The organism is Pseudomonas sp. H1h (assembly GCF_000633255.1).
In the GTDB taxonomy this organism is placed as follows: domain Bacteria; phylum Pseudomonadota; class Gammaproteobacteria; order Pseudomonadales; family Pseudomonadaceae; genus Aquipseudomonas.
The window spans coordinates 21,754-40,260 of sequence record NZ_AYMJ01000018.1 but is presented as its reverse complement, the minus strand read 5'-3'; the positions used below and the strand labels follow the sequence as shown (position 1 = coordinate 40,260).

The 18,507-nt window shown below is 60.5% G+C and carries 19 protein-coding genes; 9 read left to right on the top strand and 10 right to left on the bottom strand.

The genetic code is table 11. The features are described 5' to 3' along the window. Window positions 1-176 precede the first annotated feature (176 nt). Window positions 177-1,223, top strand: a complete 1,047-nt coding sequence (locus U862_RS0115810; protein WP_025111278.1) for a class I SAM-dependent methyltransferase — start codon at window positions 177-179, stop codon at window positions 1,221-1,223. 51 nt (window positions 1,224-1,274) lie between these two features. Here U862_RS0115810 and U862_RS0115805 read toward each other — a convergent pair whose 3' ends face one another. Then, a complete protein-coding gene (locus U862_RS0115805) occupies window positions 1,275-2,831 on the bottom strand; it encodes a phospholipase effector Tle1 domain-containing protein (protein ID WP_157836072.1) in 1,557 nt (518 codons plus the stop codon). 86 nt (window positions 2,832-2,917) lie between these two features. On the opposite strand from U862_RS0115805, the gene U862_RS0115800 reads away from it, so the two are divergent. Next, window positions 2,918-3,751: an NAD-dependent protein deacetylase gene (locus tag U862_RS0115800; protein WP_025111276.1), complete on the top strand. Its 834-nt coding sequence runs from the start codon at window positions 2,918-2,920 to the stop codon at window positions 3,749-3,751. 49 nt (window positions 3,752-3,800) lie between these two features. Here U862_RS0115800 and U862_RS0115795 read toward each other — a convergent pair whose 3' ends face one another. Further along, window positions 3,801-4,676, bottom strand: a complete 876-nt coding sequence (locus U862_RS0115795) for a LysR family transcriptional regulator (protein ID WP_025111275.1) — start codon at window positions 4,674-4,676, stop codon at window positions 3,801-3,803. 150 nt (window positions 4,677-4,826) lie between these two features. On the opposite strand from U862_RS0115795, the gene U862_RS0115790 reads away from it, so the two are divergent. Genes U862_RS0115790 through U862_RS0115780 form a run of 3 tightly spaced genes read left to right on the top strand, consistent with a single transcriptional unit; the run spans window position 4,827 to window position 7,408 of the window. Continuing rightward, window positions 4,827-5,525 carry a CoA transferase subunit A gene (locus U862_RS0115790; protein ID WP_025111274.1) on the top strand — a complete coding sequence of 233 codons (699 nt, stop codon included), beginning with the start codon at window positions 4,827-4,829 and terminating at the stop codon, window positions 5,523-5,525. A gap of 24 nt (window positions 5,526-5,549) precedes the next feature. Then, entirely contained in the window at window positions 5,550-6,215 is a 666-nt protein-coding gene (locus U862_RS0115785; protein ID WP_025111273.1) for a CoA transferase subunit B, read from the top strand. 11 nt (window positions 6,216-6,226) lie between these two features. Next, window positions 6,227-7,408, top strand: a complete 1,182-nt coding sequence (locus tag U862_RS0115780) for an acetyl-CoA C-acetyltransferase (protein WP_025111272.1) — start codon at window positions 6,227-6,229, stop codon at window positions 7,406-7,408. 225 nt (window positions 7,409-7,633) lie between these two features. Here the strand turns inward: U862_RS0115780 and U862_RS0115775 are convergent, their stop codons facing one another. After that, a complete protein-coding gene (locus U862_RS0115775; RefSeq protein ID WP_025111271.1) occupies window positions 7,634-8,953 on the bottom strand; it encodes an Nramp family divalent metal transporter in 1,320 nt (439 codons plus the stop codon). Window positions 8,954-9,032: 79 nt separating this feature from the next. Then, complete coding sequence (locus U862_RS0115770) at window positions 9,033-9,566, bottom strand: chalcone isomerase family protein (protein ID WP_025111270.1); 534 nt, start codon at window positions 9,564-9,566, stop codon at window positions 9,033-9,035. A gap of 147 nt (window positions 9,567-9,713) precedes the next feature. Here U862_RS0115770 and U862_RS0115765 point away from each other — a divergent pair, with 147 nt between their 5' ends. Both U862_RS0115765 and U862_RS0115760 read left to right on the top strand, forming a co-directional pair. Further along, window positions 9,714-10,508: a hypothetical protein gene (locus U862_RS0115765; protein WP_025111269.1), complete on the top strand. Its 795-nt coding sequence runs from the start codon at window positions 9,714-9,716 to the stop codon at window positions 10,506-10,508. A gap of 75 nt (window positions 10,509-10,583) precedes the next feature. After that, entirely contained in the window at window positions 10,584-11,150 is a 567-nt protein-coding gene (locus U862_RS0115760; RefSeq protein WP_025111268.1) for a hypothetical protein, read from the top strand. Between the two features lie 3 nt (window positions 11,151-11,153). Here the strand turns inward: U862_RS0115760 and U862_RS0115755 are convergent, their stop codons facing one another. The 4 genes from U862_RS0115755 to U862_RS0115740 form a co-directional block, all read right to left on the bottom strand. Further along, the gene (locus U862_RS0115755) at window positions 11,154-11,870 is read right to left on the bottom strand and encodes an alpha/beta hydrolase (protein ID WP_025111267.1); all 717 of its coding nucleotides are present in this window, start codon (window positions 11,868-11,870) and stop codon (window positions 11,154-11,156) included. Window positions 11,871-12,030: 160 nt separating this feature from the next. Further along, window positions 12,031-13,143, bottom strand: a complete 1,113-nt coding sequence (locus U862_RS0115750) for a succinylglutamate desuccinylase/aspartoacylase family protein (protein WP_025111266.1) — start codon at window positions 13,141-13,143, stop codon at window positions 12,031-12,033. A 216-nt stretch (window positions 13,144-13,359) separates the two neighbouring features. After that, window positions 13,360-14,139: an ABC transporter substrate-binding protein gene (locus tag U862_RS0115745; RefSeq protein ID WP_025111265.1), complete on the bottom strand. Its 780-nt coding sequence runs from the start codon at window positions 14,137-14,139 to the stop codon at window positions 13,360-13,362. A 245-nt stretch (window positions 14,140-14,384) separates the two neighbouring features. Beyond that, on the bottom strand, window positions 14,385-14,813 hold the full coding sequence (locus tag U862_RS0115740; protein ID WP_025111264.1) for a rhodanese-like domain-containing protein: 429 nt from the start codon (window positions 14,811-14,813) through the stop codon (window positions 14,385-14,387). Window positions 14,814-14,914: 101 nt separating this feature from the next. Here U862_RS0115740 and ftrA point away from each other — a divergent pair, with 101 nt between their 5' ends. Beyond that, a complete protein-coding gene (gene ftrA / locus U862_RS0115735; RefSeq protein ID WP_025111263.1) occupies window positions 14,915-15,889 on the top strand; it encodes a transcriptional regulator FtrA in 975 nt (324 codons plus the stop codon). Between the two features lie 106 nt (window positions 15,890-15,995). Here the strand turns inward: ftrA and cobF are convergent, their stop codons facing one another. Together cobF and U862_RS0115725 are read right to left on the bottom strand one after the other, a co-directional pair. Further along, entirely contained in the window at window positions 15,996-16,751 is a 756-nt protein-coding gene (cobF, locus tag U862_RS0115730; protein WP_025111262.1) for a precorrin-6A synthase (deacetylating), read from the bottom strand. Beyond that, the gene (locus tag U862_RS0115725; protein WP_177327346.1) at window positions 16,751-17,341 is read right to left on the bottom strand and encodes a histidine phosphatase family protein; all 591 of its coding nucleotides are present in this window, start codon (window positions 17,339-17,341) and stop codon (window positions 16,751-16,753) included. The genes cobF and U862_RS0115725 overlap by 1 nt, the downstream gene beginning before the upstream one ends. Before the next feature lie 309 nt (window positions 17,342-17,650). On the opposite strand from U862_RS0115725, the gene U862_RS0115720 reads away from it, so the two are divergent. After that, a complete protein-coding gene (locus tag U862_RS0115720; protein ID WP_025111260.1) occupies window positions 17,651-18,505 on the top strand; it encodes a MurR/RpiR family transcriptional regulator in 855 nt (284 codons plus the stop codon). Window positions 18,506-18,507 lie beyond the last annotated feature (2 nt).

Here is an 18,507-nt window from a genome sequence, read left to right as displayed (position 1 = left end):
TGTTCACAAAGCCTGCATCTCGCCCCAGCCCGACTAGACTGACTTATTACCCAGTCGAGGGGGAATGCAGGACGACGTCAGCTGTGCCCTGCCCACTTCTGTGACCACTGCCCTGCGGCCCATGCCTCGACAACGTTTTGCCACCGGACGGTGATCCTGTATCAGGAGCACTCATGATGGACGAATCAAGGCTCAACGCATTCATGGGCAAACTGGTCAACGACATGGGCGGTGCCGCGATGCTGGCGAACGTCATCGTTGGCGAAGAACTCGGGCTGTACCGGGCGATGGCCGACAGTCAGCCAATCACCCCGCAAGCCCTTGCCGAAAAAACCACCTGCAACCCACGACTGGTACACGAATGGCTCAGCGCGCATGCCGCGTCCGGCTACATGGAACATCACGATGGCCAGTTTCGCCTGCCGGAGGAACAGGCGTTGGCGCTGGCCGTCGAGGACTCGCCGGTGTACGTGGCCGGCGGACTCGGCGTGGTGGCGTCGTTTTTCCACGACAAGGACAAACTGGTCAAGGCCATGCGCGGCAACGGCGCCCTGCCCTGGGGCGATCACCACCCCTGCATGTTCACCGGTACCGAACGCTTCTTTCGTCCCGGTTACAAAGGTCACTTGATCGCTGAATGGCTGCCGGCGCTGGACGGCGTGGTAGCCAAACTCGAAGACGGCGCCAAAGTCGCCGACATCGGCTGCGGACACGGCGCCTCGACGGTGATCATGGCCCAGGCGTTTCCCAACTCGCGCTTCGTCGGCTTCGATTACCACGCGCCGTCGATCACCGTCGCCACTCAGCGCGCCGAAGAAGGCGGGGTCAGCAGCCGGGCGAAATTCTTCCAGAACACCGCCAAAAGCTACCCCGGCGGCGACTATGACCTGATCTGCTATTTCGACTGCCTTCACGACATGGGCGACCCGGTCGGCGCCGCCCGGCATGCCTACGAGTCGTTGAAGGACGACGGCACGGTGCTGTTGGTCGAGCCGTTTGCCAACGATACGCTGGATGACAACATCAACCCGGTCGGCCGGTTGTTCTACGCGGCATCGACCTTTATCTGCACGCCGAACTCGCTGTCGCAGGAAGTCGGCCTCGGTCTCGGTGCACAGGCGGGTGAAATGCGCTTGCGCAAAGTGTTCAACGAGGCCGGATTCAAACAGTTCCGCCGGGCGACGCAAACGCCGTTCAATCTGATCTTGGAGGCGCGCAAGTAAGAGCTGAGTCAATCCCGGGCAAGTTGTTTGCCCGGGAACAACGAACCCGGGCTATTGGTCGCCGGGGATGTAGCCGTTGATGAACCAATGGAACCTGCATTTGAACAATGCGGCTTCGAGGATGACGTCTCCCTTCTCAGTTTTCAGCGTTTCAAGAACGGCCTCTGGAAGCGGCAATTTACCAGCTTTAAAAAGCAACGCTGGAACGCCAAGCGAATAACCCAACCGCCCTTTGCTCTGCCCATCACTCTCGATCTGCTTCCAGTCCGTCGAGCCTGAACTACGTGTAAATACAAAATTATTTCGCTGGGTAAACTCGGTAATCGTCGCCACATCAGAAGACCTTGCGTTGACTTGGTCATTAATGTGCCAAAAAAGACGGTCCGCCAATTCGTCTGTCATTGGCGCAGCTTGCACAGCATCATCTTCGCGATGAAATCCTTTGGAATAAGGCGATGGTGCGCCCATCAACAAATCCAGCTTGCCGCGGGAATCATGCAACCCGTCACTGACCATCCGCTTGTTAAGTTGTCCACCGGCTCCTGAACAACCGTCAAATGGCTTCAAAACACTGATATCAACGAGGTCATCGGGACAGAAGCCTGAACACGGTGTCTTGAGCCCCATCTTCTCGATAATGTTGATTGCGACCTTTGACACATGCGGCCCGGCACCGGAATCGTAGGAGTCTCCAAGATCAGAATGTGCACCTGGCAGGCGAACTGTGAAAATTCGCTTTTTGATCCCATAGACCTTAAGGCCGTTGGTATACCTTTCGTAGTCAGGGTCAGCATCAATGACGGGAGGAAAAAGGGCACGGGTTTCATTTTTTGCCACTAGGTTCAAGGCAAACTCCACATTCGGAGGCAACGTCAGCTCCAGAATGCCATGTTGCCCGGTGGCTACCGTTTCGATAAGGATCGCCGACGACCATACAGGGGCAGAGGTACCCAATGTGCTCTGAGTGGACGCCTGGTAAACCTTGTTCAAAAAGTGTCGGGCTGTAGCGGCTCCTCGACTGAAACCGATCACCAGCACCTTGACCTCTGTTGCCTGTGGGTTTTCTGCGATAAATCGTTTCAATTGCGCGAAAGCGTCATCGGCTGTGGCACTAGAACTACGTCCAAACGCCTGATCGAGCAGGCACCAATAGCTGTCGGCACAGCCTGGCCCACGAAGGTACGCCTTTCGAACCATCGATCCAGGATATCTGGGCGGCTTGTCAACCTGGTTGCCTTCTATCCTGTCGAACAACTGAGCGACAACAGTCTTCGTCTCACCAGGAGGAACCTGCTCCCGATCATTATTGGTACCGTCGAAATTCATCACAAATACGATGGTTCCGGGCTTTCGATCATTCAGAAATGGAATCGAAAAGCCGAAGTCACTCGTGACAAAAAAGTGAGTTAACTCATTCATTGATAGCTGACTGATGGGAACTTCACGGTTTCCGGAAAAAAATCCGCTACAACCGCTCAAGCAGAACAACATGCACCAGACACTAAAAAAGCGTGCTATCGATGAAATATATTTATAAGGCACTGAACCGTCCATGATCGATAAATGAAATGGTGCACGCGCGCGATCAACAGGCCAATCACGCTGCATTCTTGCGCTTTGCATATCGGCGTTAGACTGACAAAGTTTAGAAGCTGGCGGGCGCTCTACACACAGGACACAGGATCGGAGATGGCATGAACGACTACTCGTATCTCGACACCCTGTACCAGGCCATGGCTGATGGCGGCTTTGTGGTGCTGACCGGCGCCGGCATCAGCACGCCCTCGGGCATCCCGGATTACCGCGACAGCGAAGGTGTACGGCGTGGCCGGCAGCCGATGATGTACCAGGAGTTTCTCGCTGCGCCCGAGTCCCGTCGCCGTTACTGGGCGCGGGCCATGCTTGGCTGGCCACGGGTGCGTCAGGCGCAACCCAACGCGGCGCATACGGCGCTGGCCGAGTTGCAGCGTCAGGGGCGGATCAGCGCCTTGATCACGCAGAACGTCGACACCCTGCACGATCAGGCCGGCAGTCAGGATGTGATCGAACTGCACGGCAGTCTGCACCGGGTGCTGTGCCTGGACTGTGGTCAGCGCAGCGCGCGTGATGACATTCAGCAACGCATGGTCGAGCAGAATCCGTATCTGGCCGGCGTCGATGCGGTACAGGCGCCGGATGGCGATACGCTGCTCGACCCGGCGTTCGAGGCACGCTTTCAGACCCCGCAGTGCCCCTATTGCGAAGGCGAACGGATTAAGCCGGACGTGGTGTTCTTCGGCGAGAACGTGGCGCAGCCAACGGCGGCACGGGCCATGGCCGCAGCGGAAAATGCCGCGGGCTTGCTGGTGGTGGGCTCGTCGCTGATGGCGTATTCGGCGTTCCGTCTGTGCCGGGTAATCGCCGATCGCGGCAAGCCGTTGATGGCGATCAATCTGGGCAAGACCCGCGCGGATGATTTGCTCGATTTGAAGATCGAGGCGTCATGCGAGCAACTGCTGCCGTTGCTGGCGCAACACTTGACCACCTGAACGCACCAATCCTCTGCGGGCAGCGCCTACAGGGGTAGAGGTTTCAAGTTCAGTGTTCAGCCTTGAGAATGTCGAACAGTGCCTGCGCCGCTGCCGACAGGTCATTGCCCGGTTCGGTCAACACACCAATCGCCCGCTCCACCGAGTCATTCAAGGTCAGGCAACAGGCGCCCAACTCCAGCATCTGCTCGGCACACAAGGCCGGCACCGCGCTGACCCCCAGCCCGCTGGCGACCATACGCCCGACCGTTGCCAGTTGATGGCTTTCAAACTCCACCGGCAGTTTCATGCCCCGGGCCTGCAAGTGTTCTTCAAGCATCACCCGCACCGTCGACGGCCGTTGCAGGGTAATGAACGGTTCCTGCAGCAAGGTCTGCCAGTCGATATCGCTAAGCCCGGCCAGCGCTGAATCCTGCGGCACCACAGCGACAAAACGGTCCATGTACAGCGGGGTGAACGTCAGCGAAGTGTTCTGCATCGGCTCGAACGCCACGCCCAGTTCCACTTGTCGGTCGCGGACCATTTCCAGCACTTGCTCGTTGATCACGTCGTTGACCGTGACGTTGACGTTCGGATACCGCGCGCGAAACGTCTTGAGGATCGGCGGCAGCAGGTTGCCGGCAAACGACGGCATGGCCGCCAGCGTCACCCGCCCGCGTTGCAGGCTGAAGCGCTGGCGCATTTCATCTTCGGCGTTGTCCCAGTCGGCGATCAGACGTCGGGCCAGCGGCAGCAGCGATTCGCCTTCGGCGGTCAGCGCCACGTTCCGCGTATTGCGACTGAACAGGCGCCCGCCCAGGCCCTCCTCCAGCGCCTTGATGGTCAGGCTCAAGGCCGATTGCGACAGGTGCAGGCGCTCGCAGGCCACGGCGAAACTCAGGCTCTGGGCTACGGCGAGAAAGGCGCGGATCTGTTTGACGGTCATGAACGCTATGCTTCCGTATCAGGATTCAATCAATTATTGAGCTTTATCAATCAATCGACCTTAAAAATCAACTTAACAAATATATTCTCCAGCGAGACACTCCAGTCATTCGGCTAGCCAGCCGCCCGACAAACAATAAAAGAGGTGCATATGGCAGGTTTCGACAAGCGCGTGAGTTCCTATGAGGAAGCCATGGCGGGCCTTGAAGACGGCATGACCGTGATCGCCGGCGGCTTTGGCCTGTGCGGCATCCCGGAAAACCTGATCGCCGAAATCAAGCGCAAAGGCACCCGCGACCTCACCATCGTCTCCAACAACTGCGGCGTCGACGGTTTCGGCCTCGGCGTGCTGCTGACCGACCGCCAGATCAGCAAGGTCATCGCCTCCTACGTCGGCGAAAACAAACTGTTCGAAGAACAACTGCTCAAGGGCGACATCGAAGTCATCCTGACCCCGCAAGGCACCCTCGCCGAAAAAATGCGCGCAGGCGGCGCCGGCATTCCGGCTTTCTTCACCGCCACCGGCGTCGGCACCCCGGTTGCCGAAGGCAAGGAAGTGCGTGAGTTCAAAGGGCGCAAATACCTGATGGAAGAATCCATCACCGGCGATTTCGCCATCGTCAAAGGCTGGAAAGCCGACCATTTCGGTAACGTCATCTACCGCCACACCGCGCAGAACTTCAACCCGCTGGCTGCCACCGCCGGCAAGATCACTGTGGTCGAAGTCGAAGAAATCGTCGAACCCGGCGAGCTGGATCCGTCGCAGATCCACACCCCGGGCATCTACGTCGACCGGGTCATTTGCGGCACGTTCGAAAAACGCATCGAACAGCGCACCATCCGCAAATAATTCAGGCTGACGGAGAATAAAAACATGGCACTTTCCCGCGAACAAATGGCTCAGCGCGTCGCCCGCGAAATGCAGGACGGCTACTACGTGAACCTCGGCATCGGCATTCCGACCCTGGTCGCCAACTACATCCCCGAAGGCATGGAAGTCATGCTGCAATCGGAAAACGGTCTGCTCGGCATGGGCCCGTTTCCGACTGAAGAAACCATTGATGCCGACATGATCAACGCCGGCAAACAGACCGTGACCGCGCGGATCGGTGCGTCGATCTTCAACTCCGCCGAATCCTTCGCGATGATCCGTGGTGGCCATGTCGACCTGACCGTACTGGGTGCATTCGAAGTGGACGTCGAAGGCAACATCGCCTCGTGGATGATTCCCGGCAAACTGGTCAAGGGCATGGGCGGCGCCATGGATCTGGTGGCCGGTGCCGACAACATCATCGTGATCATGACTCACGCCTCCAAGGACGGTGAGTCCAAACTGCTGTCCAAGTGCAGCCTGCCGCTGACCGGCGCCGGGTGCATCAAGCGCGTGCTGACCGACCTCGCCTATCTGGAAATCGAAAATGGCGCTTTTGTCCTCAAGGAACGCGCTCCTGGCGTCAGCGTCGAGGAAATCGTCGCCAAAACCGCTGGTAAACTGATCGTCCCGGATCACGTACCGGAAATGCAGTTCGCTGCCCAGTGAGGAATTCGAAAATGCAAGACGTCGTAATTGTTGCCGCCACGCGTACCGCGATAGGCAGTTTCCAGGGTTCGCTGGCCAGCGTTTCCGCCGTTGACCTGGGCGCCGCGGTGATCCGCCAACTGCTTGAGCAGACCGGTCTGGACGGTGCGCAGGTCGATGAAGTGATCATGGGCCAGGTGCTGACTGCCGGCGCCGGCCAGAACCCGGCACGTCAAGCCGCGATCAAGGCTGGCCTGCCCCACGCCGTCCCGGCCATGACCCTGAACAAGGTCTGCGGTTCGGGCCTCAAGGCCCTGCATCTGGGCGCGCAAGCGATCCGCTGCGGCGACGCCGAGGTGATCATCGCCGGTGGTCAGGAGAACATGAGCCTGTCCAACTATGTCATGCCGGGCGCTCGCACCGGTCTGCGCATGGGCCATGCGCAAATGGTCGACACCATGATCAGCGATGGCCTGTGGGATGCGTTCAACGACTACCACATGGGTATCACCGCGGAAAATCTGGTCGACAAGTACGACATCAGCCGCGAGCAGCAGGACGCCTTCGCTGCCGCGTCGCAGCAAAAAGCTGCCGCCGCGATCGAAGCCGGGCGCTTCGTTGATGAGATCACTCCGATCCTGATCCCGCAGCGCAAAGGCGATCCAGTGGCCTTCAAGGTCGACGAACAGCCGCGTGGCGACACCACCGCCCAATCGCTGGCGAAACTGCGTCCAGCGTTCAAAAAGGACGGCAGCGTCACCGCCGGCAACGCTTCGTCGCTGAACGACGGCGCCGCTGCGGTGATCCTGATGAGCGCAGAAAAAGCCAAAGCATTGGGCTTGCCGGTGCTGGCGAAAATCGCTGCCTACGCGAACGCGGGCGTGGACCCGGCGATCATGGGCATCGGCCCGGTGTCGGCCACTCGCCGTTGCCTGGACAAGGCTGGCTGGAGCATCGGCCAACTGGACCTGATCGAAGCCAACGAAGCCTTCGCCGCGCAATCGCTGGCGGTGGCCAAGGATCTGCAATGGGATCTGGACAAGGTCAACGTCAATGGCGGCGCCATCGCCCTCGGTCACCCGATCGGTGCGTCGGGTTGCCGGGTGCTGGTGACCCTGCTGCACGAGATGATCAAACGTGATGCAAAAAAAGGTCTGGCGACCTTGTGCATCGGCGGCGGTCAGGGTGTAGCGCTGGCGCTGGAACGCGCTTAAACATCGAGTTCAACGGCGGGCGGTGGATCCACGACATCCGCTGCTCGCTGGCAACAAAAAACCCGGTGCGACTTGCGTTGCACCGGGTCTTTTTTTGTCCATTGCAATCTGCAGTGAATGTTCTGATGCCATCGCGAGCAGGCTCTCTCCTACAGGGGAATACATTCCAAAGTGGGAGCGGGCTTGCTCGCGAAGGGGCCAGTTCATACGCCACAAAACCCTCAGTCACACCGCCATCTGCAGAATCAACCAGGCATTCGCCCCACTGATCACCGCAAACAAGCCCCACGCCAGCACCCGGGTCGGCAGCCGATTCACAAACGGCCCCATCAGCTGTTTGTCACTGGTCATGCGGATCAGCGGGTACAGCGCAAACGGCAATTGCAGGCTCAACACCACCTGGCTCAACACCAGCAGCTTGCCCACCGCGTTGTCACCCATCAGCCACACGCCGATGAACGCCGGAATCAGCGCCAGCCCGCGAGTGATCAAGCGCCGCTGCCAGCAGGGAATCCGCAGGTTCAGATAGCCTTCCATGATCACCTGCCCGGCGATGGTCCCGGTGAAGGTCGAGCTCTGCCCCGAGGCCAGTAACGCCACCCCGAACAGCACACTCGCCAGCGCACCGCCCACCAGCGGGTCGAGCAGGTGATAGGCGTCCTGAATGTCGACCACGTCGGTATGCCCGGACTGATGGAACGCCGCAGCCGCCAGAATCAGAATCGCCGCGTTGACCAGCAGCGCCAGTGCCAGCGAACCGATGGTGTCGATGCGCGCCAGGTTCACCGCGTCCTGCTTGCTCGCCAGGTCCGTGCCGATCATCCGGGTCTGCACGATCGAGGTATGCAGGTAGAGGTTATGCGGCATCACCGTCGCCCCGAGAATGCCAATCGCCAGGTACAACGGTGCGGCATCGCTGAGCGACGAGAGCGACGGTTTGAACCCGGCGAATACGTCCGGCCAGTAGGGTTTGATCAGTACCAGTTCGACGAAGAAACACACGCCGATGGTCGCCACCAGCACCAGCATGATCGCTTCCAGTCGGCGGAAGCCACGGTTTTGCAAGGCCAGTACCAGCAACGTGTCGAAGGCGGTCAGGGCAATGCCGAAGGTCAGTGAGCAGCCGAGCAACAAGTGAAACGCCAGTGCGCAACCGAGCACTTCGGCCAGGTCGGTGGCGATGATCGAGATTTCCGCCAGCACCCATTGCAGGCGCGCGGTTGGCGTGCTGTAGCGCTCGCGGGACAGCTGCGCCAGATCGCGTCCGGTGGCGATACCCAGACGCGAGCACAGGCACTGCACGACCATGCCCGCCAGGCTCGCCAGCAACACCACAAACAGCAGGCTGTAACCAAAGCGCGAACCGGCTTCGATGGCGGTCGCCCAGTTGCCCGGGTCCATGTAGCCGATCGACACCAGCAGTCCGGGACCGGCAAAGCGCAATGCGCGTTTGAAAAACGAAGCGCGGGGATCGACTTCCACACTGCCGGCGACTTCGGGCGGGCAGAACGGCGCGGTGGCGATTTTGGGCAAGCTGAATTTCACGCACACATCCAGAAACAAGTTCGAAAGGTGCAGCTTAGACGTTTCAGCCGACGCCTTGAAGGCGGCAATCCGCTGAACGTTATCGATTCATGCCCAACAGTTGCTCGCGCAACTCGGGATTGCGCGTGCGCGGATCAAGCCAGATGTTGAAAAACGCCCGGGCAAACTGCGGATCATCGATTTCATGCTGCAACTGCTGCCCGACAAAAAACCGTGCGCCCTGCCCCGGCAGGTAGACGCCAGTAATCCGGGTACCGGCCTGCACGTCGACAAAAGACTGTTGCATCTGTGCTTGCCACACGGCCAGTTGCGCCGGGCTGACATTTGCACCGCCCAGGCGTTTGATTTCATCGACGCTGGCTTGCACCAGATCATCGCGCGAGACATGCCGCCGATAGATCAGCTCAAGGGCAAACGGCTGCTCGGTCGACAATGGCCGTGCAGCGCTCCACATCCGGGCGTTGTACACGTCGAAACCGAACACACTGAAATTTCCGCTGCCAATGACCTGTGCGCCTGGCACGGCGTCCTGCCAATTGGCCCAGGTCGGGGTCAGCAACAAGGCCCACAAACCGATGCCACAGCAACCACGCAACACCTTCGTTCTGTTCATTGCGGCATCGACTCCGGTAAATCCCGATACTCAGAGCATAGCCGGCGATCGACCCCGGCATGTTGTATACAATTTCTGTAGAGCAATGCAGCAATCAGCGAGTGGCAATGCTAACGTGGCCCTCTCTCACCCGACGGAGCCTCCCGCGTGCTGATTCTCAAACTGCTGCTGATCCCCGGTTTTCTGCTGCTGATTTCCCTCGCCGGCAAGCGTTGGGGGCCGAGCGTGGCCGGGTGGTTGTCGGGGTTGCCGGTGGTGGTCGGGCCGATTCTGTTTTTCCTCGCCATTGAACAGGGGCCGCAGTTTGCCGCGCAATCGGCGGTCGCAGCGCTGTCGGCGATGTTTGCCATGATCGCGTTCTGCATCACCTATGCGCAGGTCGCGCAGCGAGCGAACTGGCCGTGGGCGCTGACGGTTTCCCTGTCGGTGTGGACGCTGCTGGCGCTGGTGTTGTCGCTGATTCCACCGTCGCTGACGTTTTCGGTTGCGGCAGCGGCGACGGCCCTGCTGGCGGCGCCGTACCTGTTCCCCCACGTGCAACCGGTGCTGAACGGCCCGGCACCGAAGTCGGACAAACTGATCTGGCGGATGCTTGCCGGGGCGGCGCTGACGCTGCTGGTAACGATGCTCGCCAGCACCGTGGGCGAACGCTGGAGCGGCTTGCTCGCGGTGTTCCCGGTGCTCGGCAGCGTGATGGCGGTATTCTCGCAACAGACCCGTGGCCCGGCGTTTACCGCTGCATTGCTGCGGGCGACGGCGATCGGCATGTACTCGTTTTCGGCGTTTTGCCTGGTGTCAGCGCTGACCCTGCCAACCCTCGGCCTCGGCGGCTTCATCGCCGGTGTCGCGGTGTCGGTGGCGATGCTCGGCGTCACCCGCAAACTGCTGGCCCGACCGGCCCCGGCGAAGAAGCGCAACCCCGAGGCTGACGCAAACGCCTGACAAACCGCGCTGGAATGCCATGCATGCTCCGTGGGATCATCGCCGACCTGGCGCGACCATCCCTCGGAGATTCACATGTCATTGCTCAGCAAGAAAGCCGTCGTCCTGTTGCTGGCGGCGGTCGCCGGCCTCGGCGCCATCAATGCCCAAGCGGCCAAGGCCAAGGAAAAAGCCCCGACCAACAGCGTGTCGATGCTCGACGGCAAGTTCACTTTCGTCCTGCCCAAAGGCTTCACCGCCGACCCGCTGCCCGCCGGCCCGACCGGTGCCAGTGGCACGATGTACACCAATCAGGCGACCAAGACCGTGGTCATCGCGGCGCAAAACCAGATCGCCGGTGGCGCCAGCGTCAAGGACAACGACAATGAATTTCTCGACGGCAGCCTGGCGAGTTTCATCGATGACCAGCGCAAGGCTTTGCCGGACTTCAACAAGCTCAGCGAAAAGAGTCTGACCCAGAAAAGCAGCGGTCTCGGTGTGCGGCAGGTCGACAGCACCGCCACTCAGGGTGGCGGTCAGACTCTCAACACCACCCTGCTCGCCGCATCCGGCAAGCGCATGGCGCTGGTCCAGGTGATTTCCCGCGCCAGCGACAAGAGCGGTCACGATGCGTTGGTGAAGGCCATCCTCAAGGACAAGTGATCCTCAAGGATTGAGCCGCTGCAGCCAGGCGTTCAAGTCCCGCAGTTCGGCCGCACTGATGCTGTGGCCGACGCCGGGATAGGCGTGAAACTCGGGGGTGTAGGCGAGTTTTTGCAGCAGCGCATTGGCCTCGGTGCCGTCACGGTACGGCACCCGATCATCGGCGGTGCCGTGGCCGATGAAGATGTGCAGCGGCAACGGTGGCTGCTCGGCCGCAAGCTCGGTTTTCAATACCGGCAACAACCGTCCGCTCAACGCCGCGATGCCGCCGACCGCCACGGGCGGACGCAAGCCCACCTCGTACGTCATCATCGCGCCCTGGCTGAAGCCGATCAGGTACACCTTGTCCGGGCTGGCGTGATACTTCTTCGCCGCCTGCGCGACAAATTCCCGCAGCTTCTGGCCGCTGGCCTGCAAATCATCGGTCTCACCGTTGTAGGCGCCTTCGCCTTTCTTGCGAAACCACTGGAAACGCCCTTCGCCCAATGCCAGCGGCGCCTGCACCGACAGGTAGTTGTACTGCGCCGGGAGCTGAAACTTCATACCGATCAGATCGGCTTCGTTACTGCCGTAACCGTGCAGGAAAATCACCAGCGGCCGGGTGTCCGCGTCGGGGTGAACCTGTTCGATGTACTTCAGTGGCAGGTCGCTTTGTAGCGTGGTTTGCGCATGGACGGCGCTGGACGCCAGCAGGGTTAACAGGGCAAACGCCTTCAACATAAAGCCTTCCTTCACGAGGTGTCGGGTTCGGGGGCAGCCTAACATTCTGCAGTCAGGATCCAAATGTTGAAGGTGTTGCCGATGGCCCCTTCGCGAGCAGGCTCGCTCCCACAGGAGAACGCATTTCAAAGTGCGAGCGACGGGGCTCGCTGCAGATCTATCAGTCGTTGATCAGCTTGCCCGCCCGAATCGGTTCGCGCCCCGCCACCTTGGCCTGCCAGATCCCCGGCTGGGTATACCGTCCGCGATCAATCGCAAACAACACCCCGCTGGTGCCGGCGCACACGGTGCTGAGGCGGTCATTCAGTGGGTCCACCACTTCGAACAGCGCATCACCCTTCTCGACCCATTCACCGGCATTGCGCAGGAAGCTGACCACGCCATGGTGTGGGGCGAACAGGTATTGGGTGCCTTCGAATGGCATGCCTTCGCAACATTCTTGCGGCGCCGCCGGCCATTCGCCGCTGATGAATCCCTGTTCGGCGAGAAAGCCGAGAATCGCTGCGCAGTTGGCTTGGGCCTGATCGACCCGGGTGTCGCCCATGCTGCCCAGTTCGAGAGTGGTGGCGAGGTTGGCCGGGGGGATCGCCGCGTGCGGGAACGCTTGCGCCAGTCGCAACCACGGCGACGAGCACGACTCGTCGAACGAACTGCCGCCAGAGTCTTCGCACAGCAGCGCCACCCCGGCCTTCAGTCGAGCCGCCAGCGATTGCCAACGCGGCCAGTGTTGCGGCAGCGCGTAGAGGTGGATCGCCGCATCGAAATCGCAATGCAGATCGAGGGTGATATCGGCATTACAGGCGTGGCGCAGCAGCAATCGGTGCAGCGCTTCAAGTTGCGAAGCTGGCGCTGGCAGCTCATCGAGCACCTGGCCCATGGTCTGGCGGACCAGCGCAATGTTGGCCTCGGCATCGCTGCCCAGCCGCGTGCCGATCCGCGCTGCGACCGGTGCGCTGAGTTCGACGAATGCGCGGTTGAAATTCTTGCCGCTGCCCAGTTCGAAGCGGCCCATGTGGCTGCCTTGCAGGTGCTGATCGAGGCCGATCGGGTTGGCCACCGGCACCAGCTCGATCACCCCTAGCAGGCGGCCTTGCTGTTCCAGCTCGTTAAGGCGTTGTTTGAGTTCCCACGCAGTGCGCATGCCCGGCAGCTCGTCGGCGTGCAGGCTGGCCTGGATGTACACCTTGCGGCTGCCCGCGCCGTAACGAAATACGCTGAGGGAGCGTTCGCTGCCCAGGTGGCTCCAGGGCAGAACATGGTCGATGCGTTGCATGCGTAACTCCTGAAAATTGAATCGGCGAAGATCCCCTGTAGTAGCGGGCTTACTCCGGGCGGCGTTCCGCCGAATGCGGTGTATCAATCAATGATTATGTTGAATGTTATACCGCGTTCGCGAGCAAGCCCGCCCCCACAGGGGACTTGCTCGCTAGACGGAGGGCACAAAAAAAGTGGCCACCGTCTGCACGGGGCCACTTTTTTCTACGGCGTATTAATGGCCGTACACGTCAAAGTCGAAGTACTTGTCCTGGACTTTCTTGTACTCGCCATTGGCGCGGATTTCGGTGATGGCCTTGTTGAATTTCTCGGCCAGCGCGGTATCGCCCTTGCGCACTGCAATGCCGGCACCGCCGCCGAAATACTTGGCGTCTTCGTAGGTCGGGCCGACGAATTCGAAGCCTTTGCCTGCGTCGGTTTTCAGGAAGCCGTCGCTCAGGTTGACCGAGTCGGCCAGCATCGCGTCCAGACGACCGGATTTCATGTCCAGGTTGGCTTCCTGTTGCGAGCCATAACGCACCACTTCAAACCCGGCGTCCTTGGCCATGTCGGTGGCGTAGCGGTCGTGGGTGCTGGCGCGCAGCACGCCGACTTTCTTGCCCTTGAGCTCGGTCAACGGGTCTTTGACACCGGAGCCTTCCTTCATTACGAAGCGCGCCGGGGTGTGATAGTACTTGATGGTGAAATCAACGTTCTTCTTGCGGTCGTCAGTGATGGTCATTGAGGACAGGATCGCGTCGATTTTCTTCACTTTCAGTGCCGGGATCAGGCCATCGAATTCCTGCTCGACCCACACGCATTTGACGTCCATCTGCTTGCACAGCGCATCACCGATGTCGACGTCGAACCCGCCAAGTTTGCCGTCAGCGGTTTTCATCGAGAATGGCGGGTAAGCGGCTTCAATCCCGAGGCGGATCGGCTTGGCGTCTTCGGCCACAGCAGTCAGGGACAACATCGACAGTGCCAGGGCACCGAACATCACTAGCTTCTTCATTTATTACTCCTGTGTGCGGAGGCTTTTATTGGCAGCTTTCGATTGGCGTTCGGTCATGGCCATTTAGCGGCAAAAACCGAAGTGGCCGGCAGTCTATGGCGGCGCGCACAGGGTAAATTGTTTTTAAGCGACAAATACTTACAGAAAATCGGCGCAGGCGTTGACCGGGATCAACGGTGCGCCGACATGGTGCAAAGGCTGTAGGACAAACTCTGATTTCGCTCAGGAAATGACTGAAAATTGCGTCAGCATTCGCACCCAATCGGCGCTCTGGCGATCTGTTCGACACTCAGGCTGAAGCCCTCGTCCAGCCATCCGGTCACACCGCCGATCATCTCCTTGACCGGGTAACCCAACGCCGCCAGTTTCACCGCGGCCTTGTTGGCGCCGTTGCAATGCGGGCCGGCGCAATAGACCACGAACAGTGTGCTTGTCGCGTAGTCCGCCAGGCCTTCGGCTGTCAGCAAGCGGGTCGGAATATTGATGGCGCCCGGCACATGACCGCGCTCGTACGCCTGCGGACCGCGCACATCGACCAGCACAAAATCGACCTCCCCCGCCTCCTGGCTGCTGAAGACGTCGGAACAATCGGTTTCAAAGGTCAGACGGTTACTGAAGTGCATCAAGGCGATCGCCGACGGCGCGGCAGGAATTTCGCGAACCAGGCTGCTCATGCTGTGTGGCTCCTATATCTGTTGGGGGTGAACAGACTTTATCCGGCCGGCACTTGACGCTACAGTGGCGCGCAAGACACTCACCGGGAATTTTCCGCCAAATGCCTGAATCACCTGGATTGGTCGCAATTCTGGCCTACGACGGCCTCTGTACCTTCGAGTTCGGGATTGCCGTGGAGATCTTCGGCCTGACTCGGCCGGAGTTCGACTTCCCGTGGTACGAGCACCGCATCGTTGCCGTCGACCAAGGGCCGATGCGCGCCATGGGCGGGATCCACGTACTGGCCGATGGTGGCCTGGACCTGCTGGCGCAGGCGCGCACCATCATCATTCCCGGTTGGCGTGACCGCGAGGCCCCGGTGCCATCGGCTCTGCTCGAAGCCTTGCGCCAGGCCCACGCCCAGGGTGCGCGGCTGCTATCGATCTGCTCCGGGGTGTTTGTGCTGGCTGCCAGCGGCTTGCTCGACGGCCACGGCGCAACCACCCACTGGCGCTACAGCGATGAGCTGGCGCGGCGCTTTCCGGCGATTGCGGTCGATCCGGAGGTGCTCTACGTCGACGCCGGCCAGTTGATCACCTCGGCGGGCAGCGCCGCCGGGATCGATGCGTGCCTGCATCTGGTGGCGCGGGACTTCGGCACTCAGGTCGCCAATTCGGTCGCGCGGCGGCTGGTGATGTCGCCGCAACGCACCGGCGGCCAGGCGCAGTTCATCCCCACGCCCGTCAGCCCCACACCGCGCAATGACCTGTCGCGGGTGATGCAGTGGGCCCGCGAGCGCCTGCACCAACCACTGGAAGTGCGCGATCTGGCCAGCGAAGCGGCGATGAGCGAGCGCACGTTTCTGCGGCGGTTCAGCGAAGCCAGCGGGCAATCCCCCAAGGCCTGGTTGCAGCACGAACGCCTGGCGCGGGCGCGGGAGCTGCTGGAGAGCACCGCGCACAACACCGAGCAGATCGCCCAGCGCTGTGGTTACCGCTCGGTGGAAAGTTTTCGCGTGGCATTTCGCAGTGTGGTCGGGGTGCCGCCGTCGGTGTATCGGGAGCGGTTTGGGCGTGGGGTCAAAGCGATTTCCTGAGGTGACTCATAGACCGCTTTCGCGAGCAGGCTCGCTCCCACATTTGAAATGCGCCCCCTGTGGGAGCGAGCCTGCTCGCGAAGGGGCCGGCCCATACAACAACAATCTAAGGCTTGCGCAACAGATAGGTATCCATGATCCACCCATGCTTAGCCCGCGCCGCCTGGCGCATACGCTCGATCAGATCCGCCACATCCTTGAGCTTACCGCTGATCAGAATCTCATCCGGCGTGCCGAGGTAAGCGCCCCAGTAAATCTCGGTCTGCTGATCCGCCACGCTGTGGTAAGCGTCCTCGGCATCGAGCATCACCACCAGACTGTCGGTGTCACTCACTTGCCCCGCCGCCAAGCGCCGGCCGGTGGTGATTTCGATCGGCCGGCCAATGGTGTTCAGCGGCACCTTGTGTTGCGCGGCCAGAGCCTGAACGCTGCTAATGCCTGGGATCACTTCAAACTCGAAAACACAGCGGCCTGACGCCAGAATCGCCCGCAGAATGCGAATCGTGCTGTCGTACAGCGCCGGGTCACCCCACACGAGGAAACCGCCGCACTGCTCGTCAGCCAATTCTTCATTGATCAACCGCTCGAAGGTTTGCTGTTTAGCGCGGTTCAGATCATCGACCGCGCGGGTGTAGTCCACGTCGCCGCGTTCACGTTCCGGGCTTTGCGCTTCCACGAATCGATAAGCCGGATCGGTGATGTAGCGTTCACAAATGTCCCGGCGCAGCTCGATCAGTTTGTTTTTGCTCTGGCCTTTATCCATCAAAAAGAACACGTCCACCCGGTTGAGCGCCTTCACCGCCTGCAGGGTGATGTAGTCGGGGTTGCCGGCGCCGATGCCGATGACCAGCAGTCGTTTCATCACTGTGCTCCCGCAAGTTCGATACCGGGTAAGCGTAGCCGCCAGATCCCGTTGAATCGCAGTTGGACCACTGACAGCGGTTCAACATCAATCGCGTTGAACGCTGCGCCTTGCACCACCTGCATTAATGCGGCGCGCACCACGAACGGATGAGTGATGGCGACGACGTGCCCCGGTGCACCTTGCAGGCTGGTCAGCCACGCCGCCACGCGTTCGCCCAATTGCATCACCGACTCACCACCGTGGGGTGCCGCCTGCGGATCGCTGATCCACGCTTGCAAGGCTTCGGCCTCACTCAGTTGCAGATCCTTGATCGCTTGCCCGTGCCAGCGCCCCCAGTCGCAATCACGCAGCGCATCGTCCACTTGCGGCGTTGCACCGAACCCCTCGGCGGTCTGCCGCGTGCGCAATTCCGGCCCGCACAGCAAACGCGTGGCGCTACCGAACTGTTTTGCCAGCGCACCGAGCGCCAATGGCTGATTTTCAACAGGCTCGTTCGTAGGAAAACGCGACAATTTCTGTGCGACGGTTCGAGCGTGACAAATCAAAGTCAAACGGGTGGATTGCACGGGGTTGCACTCGCTGAACATCAATTAATGGGCGGCAAACCGCCCGGTTTGCGGCAATTGTGCCGCAAACCGGGCGGTTCGGGGGATCTCGCAAACTGGTCGTCCGGCCTGATGAGCGCGTAAAAACGGCAATGTCTTACAAATCAATGGGCAATGGACTACAAGTGTCGACGACATCGGTGTAGCCCTTGTGACACAGGCCTCTCACGTTATTTAAACGCTGAATCGCTACCGCTAAAAATTCACTAGACATGTAACCTGAGTTACATAAATACTGTTTTAACGGATTGTGAAACGAATTCAACACCCCTTCATCCAGCAGGAGCCCGGATGCCCCCTCTTAGAGACTTGATCACCGATCCCGGCCTGGAGCTGACGCCGTCGGAGCGCAAAGTGATTCGCGCCCTGCTCGACCAGTATCCACGCAACGGCCTCGGTCCGATGGCGCGTCTGGCTGAACACGCCGGCGTCAGCGATCCGACCATTGTGCGACTGGTGAAGAAGCTCGGATTCGGCGGTTATGCCGAATTTCAGGACGCCTTGCTCAGCGACATGGACCACCGCCTGCGTTCGCCAAGCACCCTGTTGCAACCGCGCTCGCACCTGAACAAGGACGATGCCTGGGGCCATTATCTGGCCGACAGCCAGCGGTTGCTGGTGGAAACCCAGGCCCTGACCCAGCCTGAAGACGTGCGCATTCTGCTCGACTGGCTGCTCGATACGCGGCACCAGATCTACTGCTTCGGCGGGCGTTTCAGCAGCCTGATGGCCAACTACCTGCTCAATCACTTGCGCCTGCTGCGCCCCGGCTGCTTTGCCCTGGAAGACAACGCGCAACTGCCTGACCGCTTGTTCGACCTGCAACGTCAGGACGTGGTGCTGTTGTTCGACTATCGCCGCTACCAGACCCAGGCTCTGCGCGTGGCCAGCGCCGCAAAAAGCCGCAATGCCCGGGTGGTGTTGTTCACCGACATCTATGCATCACCGCTGCGCGAACTCGCCGACCTGATCATCAGCGCCCCGGTCGAATCGGCCTCGCCGTTCGACACCATGGTGCCGGCGCTGGCCCAGGTCGAGGCGCTGATTGCCAGCCTGACCCTGCGCAGCCCCGATCTGGCCGATCGCCTGGAAGGCATCGACGCGATGCGCAACGAGTTCAACACCCACCTGCTGGAGGATAAATAAGG